Here is a 12,353-nt window from a genome sequence, read left to right on the forward strand (position 1 = left end):
TATCCTGTGCGGCGATGCAATACCCTGAACACCGTCCGGTCGATGACGCTTTGATTCCGCCGAGGCTGTCTGCCATTCTCGTGATGGTCCTTTGGGCCTCATGCTACCCGCTGATCACGATCGGGCTCGATTTCGCCCCGCATCTGACCTTCGCAAGTCTTCGCGCCGTTACGGCAGGGTCGGCGCTGCTTCTGGTCGCGCTTTGCCTGGGCAAACCCTTCCCGAAAGACAGGGCGGAGTGGGGGTGGATCGCGCTTGCAGGACTTGGCATGACCGGATTGGGTTACTTCGGGATGTTCCATGCAGCCGAATTTGTCGCTCCCGGCCTGGCGACCGTCGTGGCCAATACCCAACCCATCTTCGCCGCGGTACTCGCATACGGCCTGATCGGGGAACGCCTTGCGTTGCGCGGATGGACCGGCCTGCTGATCGGCTTTCTTGGCGTCATCATCGTCGCTGCCCCCCAGGTCTTCGCCGGCAACGAGCGCTCAACCGGACTTGGCCTGATGTACGTGCTCCTGGCCGCGCTCGGTGTTGCCGCTGGCAATGTCGCAATCAGGAAGCTTGCCAACCGGGTCGACGCGGCGATGGCGATGGGCCTTCAATTGCTGATCGGCGCCATTCCGCTGATGATAATCGCCGTGCTGACCGAACATCCACGTGCTGTCGTCTGGTCGCCGGGCTTCATAGTTTCGCTCGTAGGGCTTGCACTTCCAGGGACAGCACTCGCCTTCTGGCTGTGGCAAACGACTCTGCGCTCGATGCCTCTTTCAAAAGCGAACGTGTTCAGTTTTCTCGTGCCGTTTCTGGGCATTACGATCGGAGCCCTTTTCTTCGCCGAGCCGCTCACTCTCATGGTGATGATCGGCGTGGTCCTCGCCGGCATAGGCGTCTATCTAGGAACGAAAGCCGAGCCCGATAGAGACCCGGTTCGTGATCAGGGTTCCGCATGCCGATCCAAGTGAAGTGGCTGGCAAGATTGATAATAGGGCACTGCGCTGCTCAATTCGGCTTATTCAACGGGACGACACCCAGAGGCCCTCAGTCACCTTGCTGCCCGGATAGGCAACGAGCAGTTCGCCATTGTAGTCGAGGGAATGCTGCTCATCGGCCAGCCATGCCTGGCCCGGCTCCACGGGGGCATCACCTATACGTCCGTGTCCTGAAAGCGGTACAATCCATGCCGCTGTGCCGGGCGCGAGTGTACCGGCGCGAGCGCCGCTCCATTGCTCGACCACGAATTTATGTCCTTCGGCGACTATCCGGCGAGCATCGGCAAGAACGTATGGTTGTGTGAGAGCCTGCCAGGGTTCGGGGCGTGCCACGCGCAGCGCTGCTTCCAAATGGAGGGCGCGCGGACGGCCATGATCGTACATCCTGTAGGTAAGATCGACATTTTGCTGGATCTCGATGAGGGTAATTCCCGCACCGATCGCGTGGATGGTTCCTGCGGGCAGATAGTAGACGTCGCCGGGGCTCACCTCGCGCCAGTCAAGCATCGTCTCTATGGTTCCATCGAGCGCTGCGAGGCGCAGGGTGTCGATGGCGACAACTGCCTTCAGCCCCAGGCCGATCTGCGCACCCGGCTCAGCCTTCAGGATCACCCAGCATTCGTCTTTGCCCCTCGGATGTCCGAGCGCTCGCGCTTCGGCATCGTCTGGATGGACCTGGACAGAGAGCCGCTCGCTCGTAAACAGGTATTTGACAAGAAGGGCGCCTGAGCGGTGGTCGGGTTCTTCGAACCAGATTTCACCGATCGGATCGTCGCCGCTTGCTGCCTGCGCAAATCCGAAGCCAGGCTGACGGCGACCCCAGACCTTGGCCACCGAGCGGGGAACGAGCTGGACAGGGGTCATTGCCGACGCCTCCCTTGACTACCCCTTGCTTGAGGGGCTGGTAAGGAGAAACCATGTGCATATCGCGGGGCCCGTACGCCGATCATATCAGTGCGCGAGAATCAGCGGAACGGGGCTCGTCGTGATAAGATCCTGGGTGACGCCGCCCAGAACAGTTTCGCGGAGTCGTGAATGGCCATAGGCACCGAGCACGATATATTCTGCTTCGAGACCCGCTGCGGCCGCAATGAGCGCATTGGCCACGGTGTCTCCGTCGAGCGGCCAATCATGACTTTCGGCGGTGACACCATATCGCGCCAGATAATTGCGGACATCGTCCAAAGAAGGTTTCTCCCCCTTCTCGCTGACACTTACGATATGCAATTTGGGCGCGGCGCGCAGAAGCGAACGGCTCTGCCGGATGGCGTTGGCAGCTTCTGGGGAGCCATTCCAGGCGATCATGGCAGCACTGCTGTTGGTAAAGCGTTGCCCGGCAGCCGGCACGAGTAGTACGGTCGATTGAACATGGAGCGCCACGTCGGCGGCGAGCGGCGCCCTGCGCGGGAGAATTGTTTCCTTCTCTTCGGGTTGGCTTAGAACGACGAGGTCGGCAAACTTCGCGTGTTCGATGATGGTCTGAGCCGCTGATCCCTCGGCGTGAAGCCATTGCCAATCGATTCCCTCCCGTTTGAGCGTATCTTCGATCCGCACCTGTTCAAGTTTCTCGTTTTGGCGAAAAGTCTCGAAGATGCCGGAAGGAACGTATGACCCTCCAAACGGATCGCCGACAAAGAAATACGCATCGAGAGGGGTTGCCTGCAAACAGATCAGCTGCCCGTTGTGGGCGCGAACGACTTCCATGGCAGCAGCTAACCGTGCGGCCTGGCCAGGATCCTGGTTTATGTGGAGCAAAACCGACTTCATCTGATCATCCTGGTCCGGTTGCAATCGAGCGCTTGCGCTGGATCAAAAAGCACTCCTTGTTGTCTTTGACGTTTCACTCGATCCGATCTTACACACCGTCCCTGTCCAGCGCTGTGGACCTTCGAGACGCCGCTTTTGACAAGGGCACGGGATCCCTTACCGAGGGCCGAACTCCCACTCATCGCTCGCTGTCGAAATGCCGCTGCCGGGGCCAACACGCGTAGCGAGCGGGCGGGTATGGCCGCTCATACCCATCCGAACAGCCGGAAGCCTTCCCGAGCGAACATCACAACTTGCGAGCACGAAGAGGATTCAGTGAAAATTCAGACTTCCAGGACTGGCGCAAAACCGCCACCCGGTGTGCGCATGTTGGTCGTCTGCCCCCTGTATAGCCGCGCCGCCTTCAACAATACGGAACCAGCGTAGGTATAGAGCCTCACATCGACCTTGAGGTCCACAGCCTCTCCATCATACTTGACCTTGCGAAGACTCGGCGGCGCGTATTGCTGGGCGATATAGTCACCGTCCCGGATCTGTGACCAGACGCTGCGGGTGAGCTTGGCACCGCGATAGGCGGCTTTGCTGCCATATCCCTGCGCCGGCTTGAAGAAGAGATGCCGACGTTCCGCCCAAAGCGACGCGGCGTTATCAGGTGTTACCAGAGTGGTAGCGGGAATAGTCGTCGCAAGAACCTCAGTCTGCTCTTTTGCCAGGCCCCAGCGGGTCAGGAGCGCGGGGTCGCTCAAGAGCGAGAGGTTTCGCTTATCGGCCAGCATGGCGTGGACGTATGGGTTGGGCGTGACCACTGCCAGATTATTCAGATAAGCGTCCTTGAGGACGGAATGATCCGGCTCTTCCAAGGTAAAGTCGACGAGACGATTGTACACCAGATCGATCTTGCAGCCATCCGCAAAAAGTTCACCGCCGGAAGCCTCAAAAGCCGTTGGATCCGCGATGACCGCCGAAATTCCCTGACGCTCGAGCGCTGCCTTGGCGAGCAGAAACTCCGGATAGAGATGCTGATCAAGGGGCGCGTCATCGACGATCGCAATCATGTTGGGTGTCCCGGTGCGGCCCTGGCGTAACCACTCGCTGCGAAACATTCTCGCAATCGCCGGTCCAAAATCCTCCACTGATCCATTCGAGCCATCGGAGCCGAAGCAGCAGGCACGCTGCGCCCTGGCGAGGGCTGCGTTGAGGAACGCGCCCCCGGCATTGGTATTGATCTCGATCAGAACCGGTCCGGATTCGGAAAGATGAAAGTCATACCCCATCAGCGCACCGGCAGGTCCCAGATCGGGGGCGGAGCTGGGCGGTGCCCACTTCTGCACCGCCTCACCATATTGCGCGAGGGCTGCGGCGGTCTCCACCGCCGTGACGACGCGTACCATCATCGTCACTGTCTCCGGCGCGATAAACACCGGCGAGTTCGCGAACAGGTGCGGGTGCGAGATCGCCAACTGCTCCCCGAAACCTTCACGTCCGGTCTGGCTGTTCAATGTGGCCTCGAGCATGTCCCGGTCGAGCGTAATGCAGGAACACACGGAATTGGCACGTAGCGCCGCCTGGAGCGCTTTTGACTTGTCTTGCATCGGGTCTCCTGGCGGCATTTTGGGGGTTATCTCCAAGGACGCGGCGGCTCCTGGAATATTTCAACAACATTGGTCGGCAAGCACAGATGCGAAATCCGACCTTGATGACCGCTCGCGCGAGATGCACATTTGTTGTCATGGTACCCTATCGTCCCCTTACAGCACTCGAAACCCACGAGGTCAGCAATCAGCCGCCGCCGCTCGTCGATTTCAATGCTTTTGACGCCGACCGGGCAATTCAGGATGGTGTATCCGGTTCTGGAGCGGGGCTGCACAAGGACCGTCTGGGCGCCTTCGGCGAACTGGTGGGCCGGGCCGAGACGCTGGAGCTTGGTAGGCTCGCCAATGAGAACCCGCCACCCCTTAAAGGTTTTGACCGCTTCGGTCAGCGCCTGGACGAAGTTGAGTTCCACCCCGCCTATCACGCTCTGATGCAGATGGGGATCGCGGAATTCGGTGCCGCGCGCGGCGCAAACAATCGCCTGAACGAACATATCGTCCGCTGGGAGAGATGGTCCGTCAAGGACGCGATTACGGAATCGACGGCGCGCGCCTTCGTCGAAGATACCGCGCTTGGACTGCAAGCCGCGGCCCTGCGGGATGGACCCAATGAAGTCCTGAAGGGATTTTGCGCGGTTCGCCTCCCCGCGGAGGGATCGCGCCTTGCTTACGGGGCTTTCACCGTACACGTTGCCGCGAATGTCTTGATACAAAGAGCGCTGCCGCTAATTTAGCAATACACTGCCGAATGGCTTCCTGTGCCCGCGCGCAAACTGGCCGCGATTCTGGCAGGAGCACCGCATGGATTTGATGTGATCGGGAAGCAAAGTGCGCTCGACTATCTTTACTATCGAAAATGTTTGGCGCGCTCCACGAGCTGGGTCATCTGGGTTGCGGCGTGAATGGTGAGGGGATGTTGAGTGGTATCGGGACGCGGGGTGATGAATTCCGCCATCTCGGCAATTTGCGTCAGTTGATCGTCAGTGGCCCTGGCTACCAGACTTAGCACAATATTTTCCAATGCGATTACTCGGATTCGCAACTGGATGATCTCGGCATCGGAAAGTGCGGGAATATCCCACTCGTCGCAAGCGGCTGCCAAAGCTTCCTGAGGGCCGCACGGCATGGCGCCGCCCTCGTCTTCCCATCGCGAAATGGCGGCGCTCTTCTTTTGATCTGTCATAGGTCGAAACTCCTGGATTGAGGAAGCAATCTATCAAGACGGGCGGATACATGAAACCGCGGGAGGTGAGGGCCAGGACATCCTGAAGCTTGGAGCCGGACAGCAGTGCATCCGTGCCGATGACGCATGGCCAATAACACCTCGAGCGGCTCATCAAGCAAGTCGGCCGCTTCCGGGGCAGCGGGGACGGACTTGGAGCCCATCACCATCTGATGAAAAGATGCGTGCGTCATCGGGGATCAACCGCGTCCCGCCATCCGGGCCAATAGTCGATTTCAACTTAGTTTCGACCCGGGGTTCTCATCCTTTCCGCCTATTCGACGCAGGAAGAGAGCTTCAAGAGCAAAAACAGCGGCGATGAGGGCCGCAGCGATGCCAACAATAAGCGGGTCAGTGTCGAGTTTGGTGGCAGTAAAAGCAGCAAGAACAACACCGTCGGCTGCAATCGCGGCGAGCAGAACGGAGCTTTTTGCCGCGATCTCCTTTCGTAGGTGCCGGTAGACACCCCAATGCACCAGCATGTCCATGACCAAGTAGAAGAACGCCCCAAGCGAGGCGATGCGCGACAGATCGAACAGCACCGCGAGCGAGCCGGCTACGACGACCGTGTAGACCAGCATATGGCTTCGTATCCCACCTTTCATGCCGAAATGACTGTGCGGGATCATCTTCATGTCAGTCAGCATCGCCAGCATGCGCGATACCGCGAACACGCTGGCGATCACCCCCGAGGTAGTTGCCGATAGCGCAATGACGATGGTGAACCAGAAGCCCAGTTGACCCAGCGCCGGTCTGGCCGCGGCGGCCAGAGAATAATCGCGCGCTTGCGCAATCTCGCTGATCGTCAGGCTTGCTCCGACAGCCAGTGCCACGAGCAGGTACGTCACCACGCAGATGACAATCGAGATGACGATCGTGCGACCAACATTGCGATGCGGATCAACAATATCGCCGCCACTGTTCGTAATGGTCGTGAAGCCTTTGAAGGCGAGGATGGAAAATGCCACGGACGCCAGAAATGCGCCGCCACCGGATTGCGAAATGTCTTCGGAAAAAGCGCCAGAAAAGAAACCGCTCGCCCAGATCGCCGCCACTGCGAAAACGACGATGCCGCCGACCTTGATCACGGACATGATGAGCGAAAAGCCGCTCACCGAACGATTGCCAGACGCATTTACGAAGTAGGCGAAGACGATCAGAGCTAGCGCGAGTATAGACAGGAAAAGGGCATTCTCCTCTTGGCCGAACGGACGCAAGGCGTAGGCAGCGAAGGTACGGGCTACCAGGCTTTCATTGATCACCATCGAGAGCGCCATGAGCAGTGAGGAAGAGGCCGCCACGACTCCCGGACCATAGGCCTTTTGCAAGATCATCGCGATGCCGCCAGATGAAGGCCAGGCGTTCGACATTTTGATGTAACTGTAGGCTGCAAGCGCCGTCACGAGAGCTCCCACGACGAACGAAAGCGGGAACAGCGGCCCGGCCAGCTGTGCGATCTGACCGGTTAGAGCAAATATTCCGGCGCCGATCATGACCCCCGTGCCCATAGCCACGCCCCCGGCGAGACTTATGGCAGATTCGCTCTTGCTGCTTTGGGTCCCGGTCGATGCCGCATGTCCCTCGTGATTCATCTTGCTCACAACTCTCCAACTTCGAAACGAAGCGAAACTGCGCCCGAGGGGGCAGGACGCATCTTCACGATCGCCGGCATGAGAGCGAACGGGCAGCGGCCTGCCTCATGCGTCCCGTGTTTATCTGCGATCGAGTCGGCTTTGGCGACTGATCCTAAATGCCTGGCCGGCGTATAGGGTCGGACGGCATGCCCTTTGGAATTCCGCTCGGGTTGATTACCAGATGTGATATTGGTCAATTCAGTTCCCTCGGCTCGACTACAGAGCGCCCCGTTTGGTTCGCTGTCCATCTCGGTTGCCCTGTTCTCGGACAGGCGGGCCACTCGCTTCGTGCTAGGGGTAGCTTGCGAAAACCCTTTGTCCGCGCGGGCCAAACGCAAACACCTCAAATGCCTGCCTGCGGCCGCCAGCCTCCATGCCGGGCACGGCAAGCCCGGCCACGCCGTCGGGTCGCTCGCGCAGCAGTCTCGCAATGGCTTCATCTGGAACATGTCCCTCGATGACATAGCCCTCGACTCCCGTCGTGTAGCTTGCGGCCTACGCGACGTTTGAACATGCGGCAAGAATAACGAACAAAGCACTCGCGAGAGGTCTGCGCAGGGCCGATGGAGGGGCAGTGCTGGTCAATTGCTGGTCCTTGCCTTATAGCCGCGCCACAGAGAAATGGCACCTGTCGGCGTATTGAATCGGGCTAACCTCATGCTGTCGATAAATCGGGCAGAGATATGCTTTTCCATTACGCCGTCGGCGTTGGGCTGGGTGTCCGCAAATCCGTCCAGTCTTTGGACGGTCGCGCGAAACAGCGCCCGCATCAGCGGGTTTTCCTGCTTCATGTAATCCGCGATCAAGACCATCCCGCCGGGCTCGAGCAGGTTCCAGATCTCCTCGATGAGGACCTTCTTCTGCCCCGCCGGTACCTGGTGGAATAGAAGGCTGCTCACGATCTTGTTTGGTCGCCAATTGTCCTGAAGCTCGAGGCTGTCGAGAAAACCATGGTGCCAACGGATGGACGACATCTCATAATTATGCGCAGCTTTTCGCCGGGCTATGTCGATCGTGGTGAGGTGGTCCCGGAAAACTGGACAGGGTGCTAAGCTAATCCCGACCTGAGGAATGGACGGGAAATGAAGAAGACGAGGAAGCGCTATAGCGCGGATTTCAAGGCGAAGGTGGCGCTGGAGGCGATCCGGGGTGATCTGACGCTGGCGGAGCTGGCGACGAAGCATGGCATTCATCATACGATGATCGCGGCCTGGAAGCGGCAGGCGGTCGAAGGTATGGCAGACACCTTCTGCGGGGCAAGCGATGATGCCAGGGCAGCCAGCGAGGCCGAGGTCGAGAAGCTCCACGCCAAGATCGGCCAGTTGGTCGTGGAACGCGATTTTTTAGCCAAAGCCTCCGGTCGATGAGCGTGGCACGGAGGCGTTCGATGGTCGAACCTGCTCACCACCGCTTGTCGATCACGGCGCAATGTCGGCTGCTGTCAATCAGCCGGTCATCCTATTACTATGCGCCGGTGCCTGAAGCCGAAGAGACGCTGGCGCTGATGCGGGTGATCGACGCCGCGTTCCTAGACTGTCCGTGGTATGGCAGCCGCCAAATGGTCCGGCATCTGCAACGTGCAGGCCACCAGGTTGGCCGACGTCGGGTGCGGCGCCTGATGGCGAAGATGGGCTTGTCGCCGATCTACCAGCGACCGCGCACGAGTGATCCGCATCCACAGCACCGCATTTATCCATATCTGCTGCGCAAGCTGATGATCGACAGGCCGAACCAGGTGTGGTGCGCCGACGTGACCTACATCCCTATGCGGCGCGGGTTCCTCTATCTGGCGGCAATCATGGACTGGGCGACGCGCAAGGTGCTGGCCTGGCGGCTGTCGAACACGATGGATGCTGGCTTCTGCGTCGCAGCACTGGAAGAGGCACTGGCGCGCTTCGGCAAGCCGGAAATCTTCAATACGGATCAGGGCAGCCAGTTCACCAGCTTTGCGTTCACCAGCGTGCTGCGGGACGCCGAGGTGCGGATCAGCATGGACGGCCGAGGCCGGTGGATGGACAACGTCTTCATCGAGCGGCTGTGGAGATCCCTCAAATACGAATGCGTCTACCTCCACGCCTTCGAGACCGGCTCGGAGCTGCGCACTGGCCTCCGGCGATGGATCACCTATTACAACACGCAGCGACCGCACTCGGGTCTGGCCGGGCGAACCCCGGCGGAGGCCTATGGGCGGATCAGAGAAACAGATCACGGGGGGCATGCCCCCCGTGATCTGATGACCAAACTGGCGGCATAATCACATCCGGGATTAGCTTAACTTCGCCGCCAACCTGTCCAAGAAGGCGGGTCCACCTCAGTGCTTCGAGTAGCGCGCCTTCACGTAAGCTTCCTTGAGCTTCTCTAAGCGTGCGCGATCACGCTTCGTTTCACGCGGCCAGACGTAAGTAAGACGCGGGTCGATCCGTTCAGCCTGGGTGCGCAGGAATGCAAGATTGTGGTTATGCGGCGTATAGAAGGTGCAAACGAGCAGAACGCAGTGATAAAGGCGCTCAGCCGCTTGGTGCAGTTCAAACGCTGCTTTCTTGTTCCAGCCTCTTTTCGTGGCCTCGTTCCCCTGGATGAGAAACTGCTCGGCTGACGGCATCCACTCGTCAAAATACTCCTGAACCATCGCCAGCGCCTGTTCCAGCGTCTTCGGCTTGGGCGTATGCAGGTCGGTGTCGTCGGATTGGTAGAGCGCAACCCCGTCCTCCTTCACATCCATGAAGAAGTAGCGCCCATGTGCCAGCCCGTTATTCACCTCTTGCAGGGTATGCACGATAAAATTGACCGGCGTCTGGAGCGTACCGGTAACGCCATATTCGCGCATTAGCCGGTCATCGAGCTTCGCCCAGTACTTCACCCTGTCAGTGAGTCGCTTGTCGTTGACGATGATCAGAAGATCAAAGTCGGAGCGGTATCCCTTGGCCGTGTGAGGCTCGTCGACCCAGGTCCCGCGAGCATAGCTGCCGTAAAGAATGACCTTAAGTATCCGCCCGGCCTTCTTCCACTCATGCTTAGCGAGCGCGAAGGCATCGTCGAATTCTTCGAAGATAAGCTGCACGACGCGCTCGATCTCGCGCTGCTTTTGCGGGGGAAGATGATCGAGGTCGGTCTTCATCGTTTAATCTCTAGCAAGCAGCCGCGAAGCTTGCACCTGCCGAGTGCATAAGGCGCGCAGTGACGGCGCACCCCAAAGCGCTGAGGAGCCGCGCGCCGCTGTGCCTAGTGTTAGCAACAATCCGAGAAGGATTGTCGTTAGCATTGTTAAGGGATGCTGGAGCCAAGCATTTCTGCGGGTTTGAGGCCTGTTTCGGTTCCTGATAGTCCGAGCTTTGGGTTCCTGATAGTCCGTGAATCCCGGTTCCTGATAGTCCGAACAGACCACAGGCTTATCCACAAGGCCCATCCCCATTTCTGGAGACGGGCTTTGATTTGGAGCGCTATCCACGAGCTACCGCAGTTTTTCAATCTGACTTTTGGGCAATCTTAGCCAAGTAGGCGTCATGCAACTGCACGCAAAGCTGCCAGTGTGCGCGCTTGCTTGATCTCCCGCACGCTCCGCAACTCGCCACCGTCCAATAGTCGCGCAATCTCTGCCGCCACTTGATCCGCCGCGATGATGAGCGCGGTATCCAGGTGCACATAGCGCTGGGTTACGCCGCGCGGGGCGTGACCGAGTAGGCCCGAGATGGTCAGTTCACTGAAACCTTGCGCCGCTGCCATGCTGGCAAAGCTGTGGCGCAGGGTGTGCGGTGTCACTTTGTCCAGGCCTGCACGCGCGCAGACTCGGCCCAGCACCCGAACGACGCCTACGAAATGCCCATCGCCCCAATCCGCCGGGAAGATGAAGGGCGAATGACTGGACAAAGCCTGAGCCTCCAGCACGTGCATTGCTGAGTCTCCGGCCACGCGGATCTGCGGACCGGACTTGGTATCCGGAAAACGGACGAGATTGTCGTCGGGCTGAACCCATGCCTTGCGCATTGCCAGCACTTCCATGCGGCGAAAACCGGTGAGAAGCATGACGCGGATCGCAGCGAGGCCGGCCGGGTGTTCGCCCTCGCGTTCCATCTGCGTCATCACCTTGCCAAGGTGACGGATTTCGCCAGCGCTCAGATATCGCTTCACCTTCTGCGAGGCCATGATGCGCACGCCTGTTGCCGGACTAACCTCAATAATGCCGAGGCGGCGGGCGTGATTGAGTAGAGCGCGAAGCGTGCTGATGGCGCGGGCAGCAACGCCTGAGCCGCCAGCCGTTTGCCCACCTCGGCTTGTGCGCCTCGCTCGGGCGGTTCGACCAGCCGCAATATCACCTTGCAAGCGTTCAATATCTGCCAATTTCAATTGGCTGACCACGCGATTGCCGATCAGCGGCTTAATGTGGAGTTCAATACGGCTTCGATCACCTGCGACCGATGACGCCTTGATGGGGCGGCGGTTTCGTCCGATCAGCCGACCGGCTTCGGCCTCGGCAAGATACCAATCGCAAACTGCTGCGATTGTCAGCCCCGTACGGACCGAGTGCCGTTCGGCGGATGGATCGGCCCCGTCGATCACAGCGGCGAGCTTCTTTTGGGCGAGGTCGCGGGCTTGCTCGACAGTCAGAACACCATATTGGCCTATAACACAGCGACGGGTCCTCGCCTCTTGGTTTCGATATTGGATGATAAATGTTTTGGTGCCGCTGGGTTTAACGCGAACGCCAAAACCGCGCAGTTCGCTGTCCCAAAGGAAGGTGTCGCGCTCTCGGTTGGATTTGAGCGCCTCGACGGTGCGTTTAGTTAGTCTGGTCATGCGATTTGTCCTTGATTTGAGTTGTCATTCCTTTCGAAGTTGCTCCTGCGCTCCGGTGGCCCACGCGCTTGATATTTGCTTCCCCACACAGGTGCAGCATGGCCGGGGAAGCAGGGGGGAAGCAGTAGGAGGGAAACCGCCGGAAATCGCAGCGTACCAATGGGGACTCGATGTGAGAAACAAGCAATTGATATTGCCTGGAATATCGTAGATTTTACTGAATACGAAAACGATAGCGAAAATGCCGAGAGGCAGTTGCCAAGGTTGGGGTCGGGCGTTCGAATCGCCTCGCCCGCTCCAGTTTCTCCGGATATTCGAGACGTATCTCATGCGCGTGCGCGTCAGGCGCAGT

11 protein-coding genes and 1 pseudogene are annotated in these 12,353 nt (G+C 59.2%); 3 read left to right on the forward strand and 9 right to left on the reverse strand.

Features of this window, described 5'->3' with window-relative positions:
* Nucleotides 1–14 precede the first annotated feature (14 nt).
* Complete coding sequence (locus tag AC13F2_RS05545; RefSeq protein ID WP_179408525.1) at nucleotides 15–965, forward strand: DMT family transporter; 951 nt, start codon at nucleotides 15–17, stop codon at nucleotides 963–965.
* 51 nt (nucleotides 966–1,016) lie between these two features.
* Here the strand turns inward: AC13F2_RS05545 and AC13F2_RS05550 are convergent, their stop codons facing one another.
* The 3 genes from AC13F2_RS05550 to AC13F2_RS05560 all read right to left on the reverse strand — a co-directional run bounded on the left by AC13F2_RS05550 (nucleotide 1,017) and on the right by AC13F2_RS05560 (nucleotide 4,351).
* Nucleotides 1,017–1,856 carry a class I mannose-6-phosphate isomerase gene (locus AC13F2_RS05550; RefSeq protein ID WP_482964465.1) on the reverse strand — a complete coding sequence of 280 codons (840 nt, stop codon included), beginning with the start codon at nucleotides 1,854–1,856 and terminating at the stop codon, nucleotides 1,017–1,019.
* Nucleotides 1,857–1,943: 87 nt separating this feature from the next.
* Nucleotides 1,944–2,759: a universal stress protein gene (locus tag AC13F2_RS05555; protein WP_482964464.1), complete on the reverse strand. Its 816-nt coding sequence runs from the start codon at nucleotides 2,757–2,759 to the stop codon at nucleotides 1,944–1,946.
* 323 nt (nucleotides 2,760–3,082) lie between these two features.
* A complete protein-coding gene (locus AC13F2_RS05560; RefSeq protein ID WP_179408454.1) occupies nucleotides 3,083–4,351 on the reverse strand; it encodes a hypothetical protein in 1,269 nt (422 codons plus the stop codon).
* A gap of 137 nt (nucleotides 4,352–4,488) precedes the next feature.
* On the opposite strand from AC13F2_RS05560, the gene AC13F2_RS05565 reads away from it, so the two are divergent.
* Nucleotides 4,489–5,085 (forward strand): hypothetical protein, encoded by a 597-nt coding sequence (locus tag AC13F2_RS05565; protein ID WP_482964463.1) that lies wholly within the window; start codon nucleotides 4,489–4,491, stop codon nucleotides 5,083–5,085.
* A 113-nt stretch (nucleotides 5,086–5,198) separates the two neighbouring features.
* Here AC13F2_RS05565 and AC13F2_RS05570 read toward each other — a convergent pair whose 3' ends face one another.
* The 4 genes and pseudogenes from AC13F2_RS05570 to AC13F2_RS05585 form a co-directional block, all read right to left on the reverse strand.
* Complete coding sequence (locus tag AC13F2_RS05570) at nucleotides 5,199–5,534, reverse strand: hypothetical protein (RefSeq protein WP_482964462.1); 336 nt, start codon at nucleotides 5,532–5,534, stop codon at nucleotides 5,199–5,201.
* A 275-nt stretch (nucleotides 5,535–5,809) separates the two neighbouring features.
* Nucleotides 5,810–7,081, reverse strand: coding sequence for an APC family permease (locus tag AC13F2_RS05575; protein WP_482964461.1), 1,272 nt, complete (start codon nucleotides 7,079–7,081; stop codon nucleotides 5,810–5,812).
* 417 nt (nucleotides 7,082–7,498) lie between these two features.
* Nucleotides 7,499–7,693, reverse strand: a pseudogene (locus AC13F2_RS05580) (DUF411 domain-containing protein); the annotation flags it as partial.
* Between the two features lie 95 nt (nucleotides 7,694–7,788).
* Nucleotides 7,789–8,181, reverse strand: coding sequence for a class I SAM-dependent methyltransferase (locus tag AC13F2_RS05585; protein ID WP_179408450.1), 393 nt, complete (start codon nucleotides 8,179–8,181; stop codon nucleotides 7,789–7,791).
* Nucleotides 8,182–8,289: 108 nt separating this feature from the next.
* Between AC13F2_RS05585 and AC13F2_RS05590 the strand changes: the two genes are divergently transcribed.
* Nucleotides 8,290–9,461 (forward strand): IS3 family transposase gene (locus AC13F2_RS05590; RefSeq protein WP_179408449.1). Its coding sequence is split into 2 segments (ribosomal slippage): nucleotides 8,290–8,554 and nucleotides 8,554–9,461, totalling 1,173 coding nucleotides; the frame shifts between segments, so codons are not numbered across the junction.
* 57 nt (nucleotides 9,462–9,518) lie between these two features.
* On the opposite strand, the gene AC13F2_RS05595 is transcribed toward AC13F2_RS05590, so the two are convergent.
* On the reverse strand, nucleotides 9,519–10,325 hold the full coding sequence (locus tag AC13F2_RS05595; protein ID WP_482964460.1) for a HEPN domain-containing protein: 807 nt from the start codon (nucleotides 10,323–10,325) through the stop codon (nucleotides 9,519–9,521).
* 383 nt (nucleotides 10,326–10,708) lie between these two features.
* Complete coding sequence (locus AC13F2_RS05600) at nucleotides 10,709–12,001, reverse strand: tyrosine-type recombinase/integrase (protein WP_160661843.1); 1,293 nt, start codon at nucleotides 11,999–12,001, stop codon at nucleotides 10,709–10,711.
* Nucleotides 12,002–12,353: the final 352 nt, after the last annotated feature.

It is taken from the genome of Qipengyuania sp. L-5Y (assembly GCF_056859455.1).

Coding starts and splice junctions, on each gene's coding strand:
- AC13F2_RS05545 (WP_179408525.1), top strand. CDS start 15: ATGCAATACCCTGAACACCGTCCGGTCGATGACGCTTTGATTCCGCCG.
- AC13F2_RS05550 (WP_482964465.1), bottom strand. CDS start 1,856: ATGACCCCTGTCCAGCTCGTTCCCCGCTCGGTGGCCAAGGTCTGGGGT.
- AC13F2_RS05555 (WP_482964464.1), bottom strand. CDS start 2,759: ATGAAGTCGGTTTTGCTCCACATAAACCAGGATCCTGGCCAGGCCGCA.
- AC13F2_RS05560 (WP_179408454.1), bottom strand. CDS start 4,351: ATGCAAGACAAGTCAAAAGCGCTCCAGGCGGCGCTACGTGCCAATTCC.
- AC13F2_RS05565 (WP_482964463.1), top strand. CDS start 4,489: ATGGTACCCTATCGTCCCCTTACAGCACTCGAAACCCACGAGGTCAGC.
- AC13F2_RS05570 (WP_482964462.1), bottom strand. CDS start 5,534: ATGACAGATCAAAAGAAGAGCGCCGCCATTTCGCGATGGGAAGACGAG.
- AC13F2_RS05575 (WP_482964461.1), bottom strand. CDS start 7,081: ATGGGCACGGGGGTCATGATCGGCGCCGGAATATTTGCTCTAACCGGT.
- AC13F2_RS05585 (WP_179408450.1), bottom strand. CDS start 8,181: ATGTCGTCCATCCGTTGGCACCATGGTTTTCTCGACAGCCTCGAGCTT.
- AC13F2_RS05595 (WP_482964460.1), bottom strand. CDS start 10,325: ATGAAGACCGACCTCGATCATCTTCCCCCGCAAAAGCAGCGCGAGATC.
- AC13F2_RS05600 (WP_160661843.1), bottom strand. CDS start 12,001: ATGACCAGACTAACTAAACGCACCGTCGAGGCGCTCAAATCCAACCGA.